This window comes from Aeromonas media, assembly GCF_000819985.1.
Classification (GTDB): Bacteria; Pseudomonadota; Gammaproteobacteria; order Enterobacterales; family Aeromonadaceae; genus Aeromonas; species Aeromonas media.
In genome coordinates, this window is record NZ_CDBZ01000071.1 from 1 (window position 1) to 13721 (window position 13721).

Below are 13721 nucleotides of genomic sequence, written 5' to 3' on the forward strand. Positions count from 1 at the left end.
GTTGAGGCAGTTGAGGCAGTATCAGAATCCATTAAAAGAAAAGCCGGGACAAGCCCGGCTTTTTCTTTATAACTCAGCAGCTGCTTCAGCAGCGGCCGGGCGGTCTACCAGCTCAATGTAAGCCATAGGGGCGTTGTCGCCTGCACGGAAACCGCATTTCAGAATGCGAGTATAACCGCCGGCGCGCTCCAGGTAGCGCGGGCCCAGTTCATTGAACAGCTTAGCCACGATCGCGTTATCGCGAGTACGGGCAAATGCCAGGCGACGATTAGCAACGCTATCAGTCTTGGCAAGGGTGATCAGCGGTTCAACTACACGACGCAGCTCTTTTGCCTTAGGCAGAGTCGTCTTGATGATCTCATGACGAACCAGGGAGCTGGCCATGTTGCGGAACATAGCCTGACGATGGCTGCTGTTCCGGTTCAGTTGACGACCACTCAAACGATGGCGCATGACCTTATCCTTCTAACTAAATCTGTGAAACCCGTAATCTGGATTACTCGTCAGCGATGCTGGCGGGCGGCCAGTTCTCAAGGCGCATGCCAAGAGACAGACCACGGGAGGCCAACACGTCCTTGATCTCAGTCAGGGACTTCTTACCGAGGTTAGGAGTTTTAAGCAACTCAACTTCGGTACGCTGTACCAGATCACCAATATAGTGGATAGCTTCTGCCTTCAGACAGTTCGCTGAACGAACTGTCAGCTCCAAATCATCGACAGGACGCAGCAGAATCGGATCAAACTCGGGTTTCTCTTCTTTCTTCTCGGGCACGCTGACATCGCGCAGATCCACGAAGGCTTCCAGCTGTTCGGCCAAAATAGTGGCAGAACGGCGAATGGCTTCTTCCGGATCCAGAGTACCATTGGTCTCCATGTCGATAACCAGCTTGTCCAAGTCGGTGCGCTGTTCCACACGTGCCGCCTCAACATTGTAGGCGATGCGAACGATGGGGCTGAACGCGGAGTCCAGCAGCAGGCGACCAATAGGACGCTCTTCATCATCGTTGTGAACACGAGCAGAAGCAGGCACATAACCACGACCGCGCTGAACTTTCAGACGCATGCTGATCTCAGCATTGGCGCCTGTCAGGTGGCAGATTACGTGCTCCGGGTTTACGATCTCGACTTCATCACCGTGAGTGATATCACCAGCGGTAACGGGGCCTGTTCCAGACTTGGTCAGGGACAGAGTTACCTCGTCCTTGCCTTCCAGCTTCACAGCGATACCTTTCAGGTTGAGCAGGATTTCAAGAATGTCTTCCTGTACACCTTCTTTGCTGCTGTACTCGTGCAGTACTCCGTCGATCTCGACTTCAGTAACTGCACAACCGGGCATAGATGACAGCAAAATACGACGCAGGGCATTACCCAGCGTGTGACCAAAGCCACGCTCAAGCGGCTCGAGAGTCACTTTCGCGTGAGTCGGGCTAACTTGCTCGATGTCAACTAGCCGCGGTTTAAGAAAATCTGTTACAGAACCCAGCATTGTGTCCTCTCTTTAGAAGCTAGCTTTACTTGGAGTAAAGCTCGACGATCAGCTGTTCGTTAATGTCGGCAGACAGGTCGGAACGCTCTGGCAGGCGCTTGAAGGCACCTTCCATCTTAGCAGCGTCAACCTCTACCCAAGTCGGCTTCTCGCGCTGACCAGCAACTTCCAGGGAAGCTTTGATACGCGCTTGCTTCTTAGCCTTCTCGCGAACGCAGATCACGTCCTCAGGGGATACCTGGAAAGAAGGAACATTCACAACGCGGCCGTTTACCATGATGGCTTTGTGGCTCACCAGCTGACGAGACTCAGCACGAGTGGCGCCGAAGCCCATGCGGTAGACGACGTTGTCCAGACGACCTTCCAGCAGCTGCAACAGGTTTTCACCGGTGTTACCCTTTTGACGGGCAGCGTCGCGGTAGTAGTTGCGGAACTGTTTTTCCAATACGCCGTAGATACGACGTACTTTTTGTTTCTCGCGCAGTTGCACACCGTAGTCAGACAGACGCGCTTTACGCGCACCATGTTGACCAGGAACGGTGTCAATCTTGCACTTAGAATCAATCGCACGAACACCAGACTTCAGGAAGAGGTCGGTGCCCTCACGACGGCTAAGCTTAAGCTTAGGACCGATATATCTTGCCATCTTCTTTCTCCAACAATCCTAGACCAAGTAGCTACAGCGTTATACGCGGCGCTTCTTGGGAGGACGACAACCGTTGTGCGGGATCGGAGTCACATCAGTAATATTAGTGATGCGGAAACCAGCCGCGTTCAGAGCGCGGATGGAAGACTCACGACCGGGACCCGGACCTTTGACCATGACTTCCAGGTTCTTCACGCCGTATTCTTTGGCGATCTCACCAGCGCGCTCAGCAGCTACCTGGGCAGCAAACGGAGTGGACTTACGGGAACCACGGAAACCGGAACCACCAGAGGTAGCCCAAGACAGAGCATTGCCCTGACGGTCAGTAATGGTCACGATTGTGTTGTTGAAAGATGCATGAACGTGCGCAATACCGTCGCTCACTTGCTTTTTAACGCGCTTGCGAGCACGAGTCGGAGTTTTAGCCATTTTCTACCTTCCCGTTACTTCTTGATAGCCTTGCGCGGACCCTTACGGGTACGAGCGTTGGTCTTGGTACGTTGACCACGAACAGGCAGGCTACGACGGTGACGCAAACCACGGTAGCAACCCAGATCCATCAATCGCTTGATGTTCATGGAAATCTGACGACGCAGGTCACCTTCAACGGTGAATTTACCTACTTGTTCACGCAGACTCTCGATCTGAGCTTCGTCCAGGTCTTTAATTTTCACATTCTCAGCGATACCGGCTGCGGCACAGATGGCCTTGGAGCGGGTACGACCGACGCCATAAATCGCAGTCAACGCAATGACTGCATGCTTATGGTCAGGAATGTTAATGCCAGCGATACGGGCCACTATTCACTCCTACATATAGTAGATAACGACCACCACAAAGCCCGTGAGCGGATACGTGGCGGTCAACCAATACACAACAAAAGTTGGCTGGCTATATTAGCCAGCACAACTATTTGTTGCAAGTACTAACCGTAAAAAATTAGCCTTGGCGCTGTTTATGCTTTGGCTCGCTGCAAATCACACGCACCACACCGTGACGCTTGATGATTTTGCAGTTACGGCAGATTGCCTTAACGGAAGCACGAACTTTCATTGCTTAACTCCGTAACTACGCCGACCTTTAGCGGCCGTAGCCCTTCAGGTTGGCCTTCCTCAGGACGTCGCCATATTGATGAGACATCATATGGGTCTGAACCTGAGCCATGAAGTCCATGATAACTACCACGATAATCAGCAGCGAAGTGCCACCGAAGTAGAACTGTACGTTCCAGGCAGTCATCAAGAACTGGGGTACCAGACAGATAAAGGTTATATAAAGCGCACCTGCCAATGTCAGGCGAGTCATAACCTTATCGATGTAACGTGCTGTCTGCTCGCCCGGGCGGATCCCCGGGATAAAGGCTCCACTCTTCTTCAGATTATCTGCTGTCTCGCGGGGGTTGAACACCAGCGCGGTATAGAAGAAGCAGAAGAAGATAATGGCTGCTGCATAGAGCATCTCATACAAGGGTTGACCCGGCTGCAGGACCATAGAGACCTGTTGCAGGATATCTGCCACCTTGCCCTCGCCCTGACCAAACCAAGAGGTAATGGTCCCTGGGAAGAGGATGATGCTGGATGCGAAAATCGCAGGAATCACACCGGCCATATTCACTTTCAACGGCAGGTGTGTGCTTTGCGCGGCGAATACCTGGCGGCCTTGTTGACGCTTGGCATAGTTAACGACGATACGACGTTGACCACGCTCCACGAACACCACAAAGTAAGTCACTGCGAAAACAATCAAGCCCAGCAACAACAACAGCAGGATGTGCAATTCCCCTTGACGTGCCTGTTCGGCCGTAGCGCCAATGGCATGAGGCAGACCAGCAACGATACCCGTGAAAATAATCAGCGAGATACCATTACCAATCCCACGCTCGGTAATCTGTTCACCCAACCACATCAAGAACATGGTACCGGTGACCAGACTCACAACGGCTGTGAAATAGAAGCCCAAACCCGGATGAGTCACGAGTCCTTGCATCATATTCGGCAGACCGGTTGCAATACCAATGGCCTGGAACGTTCCCAAAACCAGCGTGCCCCAACGGGTATATTGGCTAATCTTGCGACGGCCGGATTCACCCTCTTTCTTGAGTTCAGCAAGAGCGGGATGAACCACAGTCAGCAGCTGGATAATGATCGACGCCGAAATATACGGCATGATCCCCAGCGCAAGAATAGAAGCACGCGAGAGTGCACCACCACTGAACATGTTGAACATCTCAATGATGGTGCCCTTCTGTTGTTGGAACAACTCGGCCAGTACGGCGGCGTCAATACCAGGAATCGGCACATAAGAGCCTGCGCGGAACACGATAATTGCCCCGAGAACGAAGAGCAGACGGCTCTTCAATTCACTCAGACCACCTTGTGCTTTAACATCCAATCCTGGTTTCTTAGCCATTGTACTGATTATTCCTCGATTTTACCGCCAGCGGCCTCGATGGCTGCACGTGCACCTTTGGTGACGGACAGACCACGAACGGTCACAGCACGGTCAATGTTGCCAGACAGAACAACTTTAGCGAAAACGATGTTCTTGGTAACAACACCGGCTTGCTTCAGAGTGCTCAGATCGACCACATCACCTTCTACCAGGGCGATTTCATTCAGGCGCACTTCGGCAGAAACCAAAGATTTGCGAGAGAAGAAACCGAACTTCGGCAGACGGATTTTCAAAGGCATCTGGCCACCCTCGAAACCGTTGCGGACTTTACCGCCACCGGAACGAGAAGTTTGACCTTTCACACCACGACCACCGGTCTTGCCCAGACCAGAACCGATACCACGGCCCGGACGGTGCTTAACACGCTTGGAACCAGCGGCCGGAGACAGAGTATTCAGACGCATGCTTAGCCCTCCACCTTAACCATGTAATAAACCTGGTTGATCATGCCGCGTACGCAGGGAGTATCTTCCAGCTCAACGGTGTGACCAATGCGACGCAGACCCAGACCACGCAGAGTCGCCTTGTGCTTTGGCAGACGGCCGATAGAGCTGCGAGTTTGAGTTACTTTTACAGTGTTAGCCATGTCGCATTACCCCAGAATTTCTTCAACGCGCAGACCACGCTTGGCAGCGATCTGTTCCGGTGATTGACCGTGAACCAGAGCGTCGACAGTTGCGCGAACAACGTTGATTGGGTTGGTGGAACCGTAGGTCTTGGCCAGCACGTTGTGGATACCAGCAACTTCCAGAACGGCACGCATGGCGCCGCCTGCAATGATACCAGTACCTTGTGAGGCCGGCTTCATGAACACGGTGGAACCGGAGTGAACACCGCGCACCGGGTGGTGCAGAGTGCCATTGTTCAGTTCAACCTTGTTCAGGTTACGCTTAGCCTGTTCCATCGCTTTTTGAATAGCGGCCGGAACTTCACGGGCCTTACCGTAACCGTAACCTACACGGCCGTTACCATCACCCACCACGGTCAACGCGGTGAAGGACATGATACGACCACCTTTAACAGTTTTCGAAACACGGTTTACTGCAATCAGCTTTTCTTGCAGTTCGCCGGCTTGAGATTCGACTTTAGCCATCTTCGACTCCTAGCTTAGAACTGAAGACCAGCGTCACGAGCAGCGGTAGCCAGAGCGGCTACACGACCGTGATACTTGAAACCGGAACGATCGAAAGATACGTTCTGAACGCCTTTGGCAATAGCACGCTCAGCGATTGCTTTACCTACTGCGGTAGCTGCATCAGCATTACCGGTAGATTTGAGCGCTTCACTGATGGCTTTCTCTACTGTAGAAGCAGAGGCCAGAACTTCGGAACCGTTGGCTGCGATAACCTGCGCATAGATATGACGCGGGGTACGGTGAACAACCAGACGGGTAGCTCCCAGTTCCTGCATCTTTTTCCGAGCACGAGTAGCACGACGGAGACGAGCTGCTTTCTTGTCCATAGTGTTACCTTACTTCTTCTTAGCTTCTTTAGTACGCACTTGCTCGTTGGCATAGCGTACACCCTTGCCCTTGTAGGGCTCCGGAGCGCGGTAAGCACGGATATCGGCGGCGACTTGGCCAACCAGCTGCTTGTCCACACCACGCAGAATGATCTCTGTGGCGGACGGACATTCAGCGGTGACACCAGCCGGCAGCGCATGCTCAACCGGGTGAGAGAAGCCCAGAGCCAGCGCGACAGCATTGCCCTTGATGGAGGCTTTGTAGCCTACACCAACCAGCTGCAGCTTGCGCTCGAAGCCTTGGGTAACACCGATTACCATGTTGTTAGCCAATGCACGTGCAGTACCGGCCTGAGCGTCAGCACCAGCGATGCCGTCGCGCGGGGCGAACTTCAGTACATTGTCTTCTTTGGTCACTTCTACACCGGCGTGGATGGAACGAACCAGAGAACCTTTACCACCTTTGATGGACAGTTCCTGACCGTTCAGAGTCACCTCTACGCCAGCAGGAATAGTGACGGGTGCCTTAGCAACGCGAGACATTTCCGACCTCCTATTAAGCGACGTAGCAGATGATCTCACCACCCATGCTTGCCTTGCGGGCAGCACGGTCGGTCATCACACCTTTAGACGTGGACACGATAGCAACACCGAGACCGCCCATGACTTTCGGCAGATCAGTAGTGCGCTTGTAAATACGCAGGCCGGGACGGCTCACGCGTTGGATCAGTTCTACAACCGGCTTGCCCTGGAAATATTTCAGTTCAATTTCCAGTTCCGGCTTCACATCACCTACTACGGAGTAGCCAGCGATGTAACCTTCTTCCTTCAGCACTTTGGCAATAGCCACTTTCAGCTTGGAAGAAGGCATGGAAACCGCAACTTTGCTCGCCGCCTGACCGTTACGGATGCGGGTCAGCATATCCGCGATCGGATCTTGCATGCTCATAGTCTAACTCCCGAGATTCTTACCAAGAGGCCTTTTTGAGGCCCGGAATTTCGCCCTTCATGGCATGCTCACGCACCTTGATGCGAGAGAGGCCAAACTTCCGCAGGAAACCGTGCGGACGACCAGTGATGTTGCAACGGTTACGCTGGCGGGACGGACTGGAATCACGGGGCAGCTGTTGCAGTTGCAAGACAGCATCCCAACGCGCTTCTTCAGAAGCGTTCATATCAACGATGATAGCTTTCAGCTCGGTACGCTTGGTCGCGAACTTGGCTGCCAGCTTCGCACGCTTTGCTTCACGTGCTTTCATGGATGTTTTAGCCATAACCCTAACCTTACTTGCGGAATGGGAAGTTAAAGGCAGCCAGCAGAGCACGGCCTTCTTCGTCGGTATTCGCGGAAGTGGTGATGGTGATATCCAGACCACGGACGCGATCGACCTTGTCATAGTCGATTTCCGGGAAGATGATTTGCTCACGCACGCCCATGGAGTAGTTACCACGGCCATCGAACGCCTTGGCGTTCAGACCACGGAAGTCACGGATACGCGGTACGGAGATGCAAATCAGCCGTTCCAGGAACTCCCACATACGCTCGCCACGCAGGGTTACTTTACAACCTATCGGGTAGCCTTCACGAATCTTGAAGCCCGCAACAGATTTGCGTGCTTTGGTGATCAGCGGTTTCTGACCGGAAATGGCAGCCATATCGGCAGCAGCATTTTCCAGCAACTTCTTGTCAGAGATCGCTTCACCAACACCCATGTTCAGGGTGATTTTCTCGATCCGAGGGACTTGCATGATAGTCTTGTAACCGAACTGCTTGGACAGTTCATTTACTACATCGGATTTGTAGTAATCATGCAGTTTCGCCATCGTTAAACTCCAATTACTTCACAAGTTCGCCGGTGGATTTGAAGAAACGGACTTTCTTGCCGTCTTCAATCCGGAAACCAACGCGGTCAGCCTTGCCAGTGGCAGAGTTGAACAGCGCGATGTTAGATACATCGATGGGGGCTTCTTTGGTGACGATACCGCCAGCCTGACCCAATGCGGGTACCGGCTTCTGGTGTTTCTTCACCTGGTTGATGCCTTCCACGATTACCTTACCTTTTGCAATCAGGACTTGAGTGACTTTGCCACGCTTGCCCTTGTCTTTGCCGGTAAGAACAATTACTTCGTCTTCGCGACGGATTTTAGCTGCCATCGTTCGACTCCTTACAGTACTTCGGGTGCCAGGGACACAATCTTCATGAACTTCTCATTACGGAGTTCACGGGTCACCGGGCCAAAAATACGAGTACCGATTGGCTGTTGGTTGTTGTTAAGCAACACAGCCGCATTGTTGTCGAAACGGATGACTGAGCCGTCCGGACGACGAACGCCTTTACGGGTGCGTACGACCACCGCGTTATACACATCACCTTTCTTCACTTTACCGCGAGGAATGGCTTCCTTGATGGAAACCTTGATGATGTCGCCGATGCCGGCATAACGGCGGTGCGAACCACCCAGAACCTTAATACACATTACACTGCGAGCGCCGGAGTTGTCGGCAACACCCAGCATACTTTGCATCTGGATCATCTTAGTGCTCCGCTTTGTTTACTTCTTATCCCTGATGGGATCTGGCTGCCTTCAAAAGGCGCGAAACTATAACACAGGTATTTTTGAAAAGGTAGCCTAAAAAACAAACGGCCCCGATGGGGGGCCGTTTGGGCTAAAAAGTACCGAATTAGGCCTTTTCTACGACAGCAACCAGGGTCCAGGACTTGGTCTTGGACAGCGGGCGGCATTCGCGGATTTCCACGAGATCGCCAGCTTTACACTCGTTGTTCTCGTCATGTACGTGCAGCTTGGTAGTGCGCTTGATGATCTTACCGTAGATCGGGTGCTTTACCTTGCGCTCGATAGCGACGGTGATGGACTTGTCCATCTTGTCGCTAATTACACGACCTTGCAGAGTACGGATCTTGTCAGTCATTACGCACCTGCCTTCTCAGTCAGTACAGTCTTGATACGTGCGACGTCACGACGCACTTGTTTCAGAGTGTGAGTCTGAGCCAGTTGGCCGGTGGAAGCTTGCATGCGCATGTTGAATTGCTCACGCAGCAGACCCAGCAGCTCCTGGTTCAGTTCTTCGACGCTCTTTTGACGCAGATCTTGGGCTTTCATCACATCACCGTCTTAATTACGAAAGTGGTCTGAACAGACAGCTTAGCTGCGGCCAGGGCAAACGCTTCACGCGCCAGAGCCTCAGGTACACCATCCATCTCGTACAGAACCTTGCCAGGCTGGATCGGGCAGACCCAATATTCCACGTTACCCTTACCTTTACCCATACGAACTTCGAGGGGCTTTTCGGTGATGGGCTTGTCCGGGAACACACGGATCCAGATCTTACCTTGACGCTTTACGTGACGGGTCATGGCACGACGGGCTGCTTCGATTTGACGAGCAGTCAGTTGACCACGAGATGTCGCCTTCAGGCCAAAGGTACCGAAGGATACTTCGTTACCAGAGTTGGCCAGACCGCGGTTACGACCCTTATGGGTCTTGCGGAATTTAGTACGCTTAGGTTGCAACATTTACCGAATCTCCTTACTTAGCAGCGCGGCGCTTGTTGTCACGCTTGGGCTTTGCAGGAGCTTGCTCTTGAGCAGCGGCAGCGTTAACAGCAGCCAGACCGCCCAGAACTTCGCCCTTGAAGATCCAAACTTTGACGCCGATCACACCGTAAGTGGTGTGGGCTTCAGAAGTTGCGTAGTCGATGTCGGCACGCAGGGTGTGCAAAGGCACACGACCTTCACGGTACCATTCGGTACGCGCGATTTCAGCGCCGCCCAGACGACCGGACACTTCTACTTTGATGCCCTTGGCACCCAGGCGCATGGCGTTCTGTACGGCGCGCTTCATAGCGCGACGGAACATTACGCGACGTTCCAGCTGAGAAGTGATGCTGTCGGCAACGAGTTTGCCATCCAGCTCCGGCTTGCGGACTTCGGAAATGTTGATCTGAGCAGGCACGCCAGCAATAGCGGCTACGGCTTTGCGCAGTTTCTCAACGTCTTCGCCTTTCTTGCCGATCACGACACCCGGACGAGCGGTGTGAATGGTCACACGGATGCTCTTGGCCGGACGCTCGATGGTGATCTTGGACAAGGAAGCGTTTTTCAGCTCCTTGGTCAGGAACTGGCGTACTTGGAAATCGCTGTACAGGTTGTCAGCGAAGTCTTTGGTGTTCGCGAACCAGGTAGAATTCCAAGGCTTGGTAATACCCAGGCGAATGCCATTAGGATGTACTTTCTGACCCATTGCTTATCTCCCAGCCTTAGCGTCGGATACCACTACAGTGATGTGAGCGGTACGCTTGAGGATACGATCCGCGCGACCTTTGGCACGCGGGCGGATGCGCTTCATGGAGGGACCTTCGTCTACCATGATGGTGGCAACACGCAGTGCGTCGATGTCGGCGCCTTCGTTGTGCTCAGCGTTTGCAATGGCAGATTCCAGCACTTTCTTCACCAGAACTGCAGCCTTTTTCGGGCTGAAGGTCAGGATGTTCAGAGCCTTGTCTACGGACAGACCACGTACTTGATCGGCTACCAGACGAGCTTTCTGGGCAGAAGTACGGGCATAACGGTGTTTAGCGATAGCTTCCATCATTTATCCCTTAGCGCTTCTTAGCCTTCTTATCAGCAGCATGGCCGCGATAAGTACGAGTCGGTGCGAATTCACCCAGTTTGTGACCGATCATTTCTTCGGTAACGAAAACCGGAACGTGCTGACGACCATTATGGACAGCGATGGTCAAACCGATCATGTTCGGGATGATCATTGAACGACGGGACCAGGTCTTAACCGGCTTTTTATCCCCGCTTTCCACCGCTTTCTCTACCTTCTTCAGCAAGTGCAGGTCAATAAATGGACCCTTCTTGAGAGAACGTGGCATGGTGATTCCTCTATGTTAACAATTACTTGTTACGACGACGTACGATGTACTTGTCGGTACGCTTGTTCTTACGGGTCTTGAAGCCCTTAGCCTTCTGGCCCCATGGGGACACAGGCTGCATGCCCTTGTTACGACCCTCACCACCACCGTGCGGGTGATCAACCGGGTTCATCGCCATACCGCGAACAGTCGGACGAATACCACGCCAGCGGTTTGCACCGGCTTTACCCAGTTGACGCAGCATGTGCTCGGAGTTACCCACTTCACCAATGGTGGCGCGGCACTCGGCCAGAACTTTACGTACTTCGCCGGAACGCAGACGCAGAGTTACATAGTTACCTTCACGAGCCAGAATCTGGATGAAAGTACCAGCGGAACGAGCCAGCTGAGCACCTTTACCAGGCTTCATTTCTACGGCGTGAACGGTAGAACCAACCGGGATGTTACGCATCGGCAGGGAGTTACCTACCTTGATCGCAGCATCAGCACCAGAAGCGATAGCATCACCTGCTTTCAGGCCTTTCGGAGCCAGGATGTAACGACGCTCACCGTCTGCATACAGCACCAGGGCGATGTTTGCGGTACGGTTAGGATCGTATTCCAGGCGCTCTACTTTGGCCGGAATGCCGTCTTTGTCGCGTTTGAAGTCGACGATACGGTAGTGTTGCTTGTGACCACCACCGATATGACGGGTAGTGATACGGCCGTTGTTGTTACGACCACCGGACTTGCTTTTGCTGTCCAGCAGAGCGGCAAAGGGCTTGCCCTTGTACAGCTCTTGGTTGACGATCTTGACGACGTGGCGGCGGCCCGGAGAAGTAGGCTTGCACTTAACGATTGCCATTTTTGAGAACTCCTCTTACTCGGCTGCGCCCATGAAGTCGATGTCCTGACCAGCTTTCAGGGTCACATAAGCCTTTTTCCAATCGGAACGACGGCCTACACGCGCACCTGAGCGCTTGGTCTTACCCTTCATGTTCAGGGTACGGACGGTCTCAACTTCGACCTCGAACAGTTTCGCAACTGCAGCTTTGACTTCCGCCTTGGTGGCATCAACAGCAACTTTGAACACGATAGTGTTCTGCTTTTCTGCGACCATGGTGCTCTTTTCAGAGATGTGCGGAGCCTTCAGAACTTTCAACAGACGTTCTTCGCGGATCATGCCAGCATCTCCTCGATTTGCTTAACTGCGTCAGCAGTCATCAGAATCTTGTCGAAAGCGATCAGGCTGACCGGGTCGATACCGGCAACATCACGCACGTCGACCTTGTACAGGTTGCGAGCAGCCAGGAACAGGTTCTCATCGACTTCAGCAGTCACGATCAGAACGTCAGTCAGTTCCATTTCTTTCAGCTTGGCGATCAGTTCTTTGGTCTTCGGCGCTTCGATGCCGAATTTCTCGACAACGATCAGGCGCTCTTGACGTACCAGCTCGGACAGGATGCTACGGATAGCGCCGCGGTACATCTTCTTGTTTACTTTCTGGCTGTGATCTTGCGGCTTAGCAGCAAAGGTCACACCACCGGAACGCCAGATGGGCGAACGGATGGAGCCAGCACGGGCACGACCAGTACCCTTCTGACGCCACGGCTTTTTGCCGCCACCAGACACTTCAGAGCGAGTCAGCTGCGCACGAGTACCCTGACGGGCACCAGCGGCATATGCAACGACGACCTGGTGAACCAGAGCTTCGTTGAATTCGCGCCCGAAGGTAGTCTCGGAAACTTCAAGAGCGCTCTTGGCGTCTTTCATTACCAATTCCATTACTATCTCCTCAGACGTTACGCTTTGACGGCAGGTTTGACGATCACGTTGCCGTTGGTTGCACCCGGTACTGCGCCTTTGATGAGCAGCAGGTTGCGTTCAGCGTCAACACGAACCAGTTCCAGGTTCTGAGTCGTTACACGCTCAGCACCCATGTGACCAGCCATCTTTTTGCCCTTGAATACACGGCCCGGGGTCTGGTTTTGACCGATGGAGCCAGGTACACGGTGGGACAGGGAGTTACCGTGGGTCATATCCTGGGTGCGGAAGTTGTGGCGCTTTACAGTGCCCGCAAAACCTTTACCCTTGGATGTGCCGGTAACGTCTACCATCTTAACGTCAGCGAGAAGATCTACTTTCAGCTCGCTACCAACAGTGAAAGTTTCACCGTTGTTCAGGCGGAACTCCCACAGACCGCGACCGGCTTCTACACCAGCTTTGGCGAAGTGGCCAGCTTCCGGCTTGGTCACACGGCTGGCTTTTTTGGCGCCAGTGGTAACCTGAATAGCGTTGTAGCCGTCGGTTTCTACAGATTTGACCTGAGTTACACGGTTAGCTTCAACTTCGATAACAGTCACCGGGATAGAAACGCCATCTTCAGTGAAGATGCGAGTCATACCCACTTTGCGACCTACAAGACCGATTGTCATTGTTATCAACCTCTTTCCGTAATTAACCCAGGCTGATCTGGACGTCTACACCAGCTGCCAGATCCAGACGCATCAGGGCGTCTACGGTCTTGTCAGTCGGCTCAACGATGTCTACCAGACGCTTGTGAGTGCGGATCTCGTACTGATCACGCGCATCTTTGTTGACGTGCGGGGAGATCAGGACGGTGAAGCGCTCTTTGCGAGTCGGCAGCGGAATAGGACCGCGAACCTGCGCGCCGGTGCGCTTTGCAGTTTCAACGATTTCCGCAGTGGATTGATCGATCAGGCGATGATCAAAAGCCTTCAGGCGGATACGGATTCTTTGGTTCTGCATTGACAGAGCTCCAATAGATAAAAGAACAT

The 13721-nt window shown here is 53.2% G+C and carries 28 protein-coding genes; all 28 read right to left on the bottom strand.

Features of this window, described 5'->3' with window-relative positions:
- Positions 1 to 66: 66 nt before the first annotated feature.
- On the bottom strand, positions 67 to 453 hold the full coding sequence (gene rplQ / locus BN1127_RS06065; RefSeq protein ID WP_042648860.1) for a 50S ribosomal protein L17: 387 nt from the start codon (positions 451 to 453) through the stop codon (positions 67 to 69).
- Positions 454 to 496: 43 nt separating this feature from the next.
- Positions 497 to 1486, bottom strand: coding sequence for a DNA-directed RNA polymerase subunit alpha (locus BN1127_RS06070; RefSeq protein WP_005307997.1), 990 nt, complete (start codon positions 1484 to 1486; stop codon positions 497 to 499).
- Positions 1487 to 1511: 25 nt separating this feature from the next.
- Entirely contained in the window at positions 1512 to 2132 is a 621-nt protein-coding gene (gene rpsD / locus BN1127_RS06075) for a 30S ribosomal protein S4 (protein WP_010672568.1), read from the bottom strand.
- Between the two features lie 39 nt (positions 2133 to 2171).
- Positions 2172 to 2561 carry a 30S ribosomal protein S11 gene (gene rpsK, locus BN1127_RS06080; RefSeq protein ID WP_005319702.1) on the bottom strand — a complete coding sequence of 130 codons (390 nt, stop codon included), beginning with the start codon at positions 2559 to 2561 and terminating at the stop codon, positions 2172 to 2174.
- Positions 2562 to 2575: 14 nt separating this feature from the next.
- The gene (gene rpsM / locus BN1127_RS06085) at positions 2576 to 2932 is read right to left on the bottom strand and encodes a 30S ribosomal protein S13 (RefSeq protein WP_005307991.1); all 357 of its coding nucleotides are present in this window, start codon (positions 2930 to 2932) and stop codon (positions 2576 to 2578) included.
- 139 nt (positions 2933 to 3071) lie between these two features.
- The gene (rpmJ, locus tag BN1127_RS21190) at positions 3072 to 3185 is read right to left on the bottom strand and encodes a 50S ribosomal protein L36 (RefSeq protein WP_005319705.1); all 114 of its coding nucleotides are present in this window, start codon (positions 3183 to 3185) and stop codon (positions 3072 to 3074) included.
- Positions 3186 to 3212: 27 nt separating this feature from the next.
- A complete protein-coding gene (gene secY / locus BN1127_RS06090; RefSeq protein ID WP_005307989.1) occupies positions 3213 to 4541 on the bottom strand; it encodes a preprotein translocase subunit SecY in 1329 nt (442 codons plus the stop codon).
- 8 nt (positions 4542 to 4549) lie between these two features.
- Positions 4550 to 4987, bottom strand: a complete 438-nt coding sequence (rplO, locus tag BN1127_RS06095; RefSeq protein ID WP_025325390.1) for a 50S ribosomal protein L15 — start codon at positions 4985 to 4987, stop codon at positions 4550 to 4552.
- A gap of 2 nt (positions 4988 to 4989) precedes the next feature.
- The gene (rpmD, locus tag BN1127_RS21195; protein ID WP_005307985.1) at positions 4990 to 5169 is read right to left on the bottom strand and encodes a 50S ribosomal protein L30; all 180 of its coding nucleotides are present in this window, start codon (positions 5167 to 5169) and stop codon (positions 4990 to 4992) included.
- Between the two features lie 6 nt (positions 5170 to 5175).
- Entirely contained in the window at positions 5176 to 5676 is a 501-nt protein-coding gene (gene rpsE, locus BN1127_RS06100) for a 30S ribosomal protein S5 (RefSeq protein WP_005340605.1), read from the bottom strand.
- Positions 5677 to 5690: 14 nt separating this feature from the next.
- Positions 5691 to 6044, bottom strand: a complete 354-nt coding sequence (gene rplR / locus BN1127_RS06105) for a 50S ribosomal protein L18 (protein ID WP_033130012.1) — start codon at positions 6042 to 6044, stop codon at positions 5691 to 5693.
- Between the two features lie 9 nt (positions 6045 to 6053).
- Positions 6054 to 6587, bottom strand: a complete 534-nt coding sequence (gene rplF / locus BN1127_RS06110; protein WP_025325388.1) for a 50S ribosomal protein L6 — start codon at positions 6585 to 6587, stop codon at positions 6054 to 6056.
- A gap of 13 nt (positions 6588 to 6600) precedes the next feature.
- On the bottom strand, positions 6601 to 6993 hold the full coding sequence (gene rpsH / locus BN1127_RS06115) for a 30S ribosomal protein S8 (protein ID WP_042648861.1): 393 nt from the start codon (positions 6991 to 6993) through the stop codon (positions 6601 to 6603).
- Between the two features lie 19 nt (positions 6994 to 7012).
- Positions 7013 to 7318, bottom strand: coding sequence for a 30S ribosomal protein S14 (gene rpsN / locus BN1127_RS06120; RefSeq protein ID WP_005331161.1), 306 nt, complete (start codon positions 7316 to 7318; stop codon positions 7013 to 7015).
- Positions 7319 to 7328: 10 nt separating this feature from the next.
- Positions 7329 to 7868 carry a 50S ribosomal protein L5 gene (gene rplE / locus BN1127_RS06125; RefSeq protein WP_005331162.1) on the bottom strand — a complete coding sequence of 180 codons (540 nt, stop codon included), beginning with the start codon at positions 7866 to 7868 and terminating at the stop codon, positions 7329 to 7331.
- 13 nt (positions 7869 to 7881) lie between these two features.
- A complete protein-coding gene (gene rplX, locus BN1127_RS06130; protein WP_025325387.1) occupies positions 7882 to 8199 on the bottom strand; it encodes a 50S ribosomal protein L24 in 318 nt (105 codons plus the stop codon).
- 11 nt (positions 8200 to 8210) lie between these two features.
- A complete protein-coding gene (rplN, locus tag BN1127_RS06135) occupies positions 8211 to 8579 on the bottom strand; it encodes a 50S ribosomal protein L14 (protein WP_005307975.1) in 369 nt (122 codons plus the stop codon).
- Positions 8580 to 8727: 148 nt separating this feature from the next.
- A complete protein-coding gene (gene rpsQ, locus BN1127_RS06140; protein WP_005307966.1) occupies positions 8728 to 8976 on the bottom strand; it encodes a 30S ribosomal protein S17 in 249 nt (82 codons plus the stop codon).
- Entirely contained in the window at positions 8976 to 9167 is a 192-nt protein-coding gene (rpmC, locus tag BN1127_RS06145; RefSeq protein ID WP_005307965.1) for a 50S ribosomal protein L29, read from the bottom strand. The genes rpsQ and rpmC overlap by 1 nt, the downstream gene beginning before the upstream one ends.
- Entirely contained in the window at positions 9167 to 9580 is a 414-nt protein-coding gene (gene rplP / locus BN1127_RS06150; RefSeq protein WP_005307963.1) for a 50S ribosomal protein L16, read from the bottom strand. The genes rpmC and rplP overlap by 1 nt, the downstream gene beginning before the upstream one ends.
- Positions 9581 to 9593: 13 nt before the next feature.
- Complete coding sequence (gene rpsC, locus BN1127_RS06155; protein ID WP_005331168.1) at positions 9594 to 10307, bottom strand: 30S ribosomal protein S3; 714 nt, start codon at positions 10305 to 10307, stop codon at positions 9594 to 9596.
- A gap of 3 nt (positions 10308 to 10310) precedes the next feature.
- On the bottom strand, positions 10311 to 10655 hold the full coding sequence (gene rplV, locus BN1127_RS06160) for a 50S ribosomal protein L22 (RefSeq protein WP_005319741.1): 345 nt from the start codon (positions 10653 to 10655) through the stop codon (positions 10311 to 10313).
- Between the two features lie 10 nt (positions 10656 to 10665).
- Entirely contained in the window at positions 10666 to 10944 is a 279-nt protein-coding gene (gene rpsS, locus BN1127_RS06165) for a 30S ribosomal protein S19 (RefSeq protein WP_005307960.1), read from the bottom strand.
- A gap of 22 nt (positions 10945 to 10966) precedes the next feature.
- Positions 10967 to 11788, bottom strand: a complete 822-nt coding sequence (gene rplB, locus BN1127_RS21200; RefSeq protein WP_005331177.1) for a 50S ribosomal protein L2 — start codon at positions 11786 to 11788, stop codon at positions 10967 to 10969.
- Between the two features lie 15 nt (positions 11789 to 11803).
- Positions 11804 to 12106 carry a 50S ribosomal protein L23 gene (gene rplW, locus BN1127_RS06175; RefSeq protein WP_005331199.1) on the bottom strand — a complete coding sequence of 101 codons (303 nt, stop codon included), beginning with the start codon at positions 12104 to 12106 and terminating at the stop codon, positions 11804 to 11806.
- On the bottom strand, positions 12103 to 12708 hold the full coding sequence (gene rplD / locus BN1127_RS06180; RefSeq protein ID WP_025325386.1) for a 50S ribosomal protein L4: 606 nt from the start codon (positions 12706 to 12708) through the stop codon (positions 12103 to 12105). The genes rplW and rplD overlap by 4 nt, the downstream gene beginning before the upstream one ends.
- A gap of 17 nt (positions 12709 to 12725) precedes the next feature.
- Entirely contained in the window at positions 12726 to 13358 is a 633-nt protein-coding gene (gene rplC, locus BN1127_RS06185) for a 50S ribosomal protein L3 (protein ID WP_025325385.1), read from the bottom strand.
- A 22-nt stretch (positions 13359 to 13380) separates the two neighbouring features.
- Entirely contained in the window at positions 13381 to 13692 is a 312-nt protein-coding gene (gene rpsJ, locus BN1127_RS06190) for a 30S ribosomal protein S10 (protein ID WP_005307944.1), read from the bottom strand.
- Positions 13693 to 13721: the final 29 nt, after the last annotated feature.

Excerpts from the sequence above, each read along its gene's own strand:
- rplQ (WP_042648860.1), bottom strand. The coding sequence starts at position 453 with ATGCGCCATCGTTTGAGTGGTCGTCAACTGAACCGGAACAGCAGCCAT.
- BN1127_RS06070 (WP_005307997.1), bottom strand. The coding sequence starts at position 1,486 with ATGCTGGGTTCTGTAACAGATTTTCTTAAACCGCGGCTAGTTGACATC.
- rpsD (WP_010672568.1), bottom strand. The coding sequence starts at position 2,132 with ATGGCAAGATATATCGGTCCTAAGCTTAAGCTTAGCCGTCGTGAGGGC.
- rpsK (WP_005319702.1), bottom strand. The coding sequence starts at position 2,561 with ATGGCTAAAACTCCGACTCGTGCTCGCAAGCGCGTTAAAAAGCAAGTG.
- rpmJ (WP_005319705.1), bottom strand. The coding sequence starts at position 3,185 with ATGAAAGTTCGTGCTTCCGTTAAGGCAATCTGCCGTAACTGCAAAATC.
- secY (WP_005307989.1), bottom strand. The coding sequence starts at position 4,541 with ATGGCTAAGAAACCAGGATTGGATGTTAAAGCACAAGGTGGTCTGAGT.
- rplO (WP_025325390.1), bottom strand. The coding sequence starts at position 4,987 with ATGCGTCTGAATACTCTGTCTCCGGCCGCTGGTTCCAAGCGTGTTAAG.
- rpmD (WP_005307985.1), bottom strand. The coding sequence starts at position 5,169 with ATGGCTAACACTGTAAAAGTAACTCAAACTCGCAGCTCTATCGGCCGT.
- rpsE (WP_005340605.1), bottom strand. The coding sequence starts at position 5,676 with ATGGCTAAAGTCGAATCTCAAGCCGGCGAACTGCAAGAAAAGCTGATT.
- rplR (WP_033130012.1), bottom strand. The coding sequence starts at position 6,044 with ATGGACAAGAAAGCAGCTCGTCTCCGTCGTGCTACTCGTGCTCGGAAA.
- rplF (WP_025325388.1), bottom strand. The coding sequence starts at position 6,587 with ATGTCTCGCGTTGCTAAGGCACCCGTCACTATTCCTGCTGGCGTAGAG.
- rpsH (WP_042648861.1), bottom strand. The coding sequence starts at position 6,993 with ATGAGCATGCAAGATCCGATCGCGGATATGCTGACCCGCATCCGTAAC.
- rpsN (WP_005331161.1), bottom strand. The coding sequence starts at position 7,318 with ATGGCTAAAACATCCATGAAAGCACGTGAAGCAAAGCGTGCGAAGCTG.
- rplE (WP_005331162.1), bottom strand. The coding sequence starts at position 7,868 with ATGGCGAAACTGCATGATTACTACAAATCCGATGTAGTAAATGAACTG.
- rplX (WP_025325387.1), bottom strand. The coding sequence starts at position 8,199 with ATGGCAGCTAAAATCCGTCGCGAAGACGAAGTAATTGTTCTTACCGGC.
- rplN (WP_005307975.1), bottom strand. The coding sequence starts at position 8,579 with ATGATCCAGATGCAAAGTATGCTGGGTGTTGCCGACAACTCCGGCGCT.
- rpsQ (WP_005307966.1), bottom strand. The coding sequence starts at position 8,976 with ATGACTGACAAGATCCGTACTCTGCAAGGTCGTGTAATTAGCGACAAG.
- rpmC (WP_005307965.1), bottom strand. The coding sequence starts at position 9,167 with ATGAAAGCCCAAGATCTGCGTCAAAAGAGCGTCGAAGAACTGAACCAG.
- rplP (WP_005307963.1), bottom strand. The coding sequence starts at position 9,580 with ATGTTGCAACCTAAGCGTACTAAATTCCGCAAGACCCATAAGGGTCGT.
- rpsC (WP_005331168.1), bottom strand. The coding sequence starts at position 10,307 with ATGGGTCAGAAAGTACATCCTAATGGCATTCGCCTGGGTATTACCAAG.
- rplV (WP_005319741.1), bottom strand. The coding sequence starts at position 10,655 with ATGGAAGCTATCGCTAAACACCGTTATGCCCGTACTTCTGCCCAGAAA.
- rpsS (WP_005307960.1), bottom strand. The coding sequence starts at position 10,944 with ATGCCACGTTCTCTCAAGAAGGGTCCATTTATTGACCTGCACTTGCTG.
- rplB (WP_005331177.1), bottom strand. The coding sequence starts at position 11,788 with ATGGCAATCGTTAAGTGCAAGCCTACTTCTCCGGGCCGCCGCCACGTC.
- rplW (WP_005331199.1), bottom strand. The coding sequence starts at position 12,106 with ATGATCCGCGAAGAACGTCTGTTGAAAGTTCTGAAGGCTCCGCACATC.
- rplD (WP_025325386.1), bottom strand. The coding sequence starts at position 12,708 with ATGGAATTGGTAATGAAAGACGCCAAGAGCGCTCTTGAAGTTTCCGAG.
- rplC (WP_025325385.1), bottom strand. The coding sequence starts at position 13,358 with ATGACAATCGGTCTTGTAGGTCGCAAAGTGGGTATGACTCGCATCTTC.
- rpsJ (WP_005307944.1), bottom strand. The coding sequence starts at position 13,692 with ATGCAGAACCAAAGAATCCGTATCCGCCTGAAGGCTTTTGATCATCGC.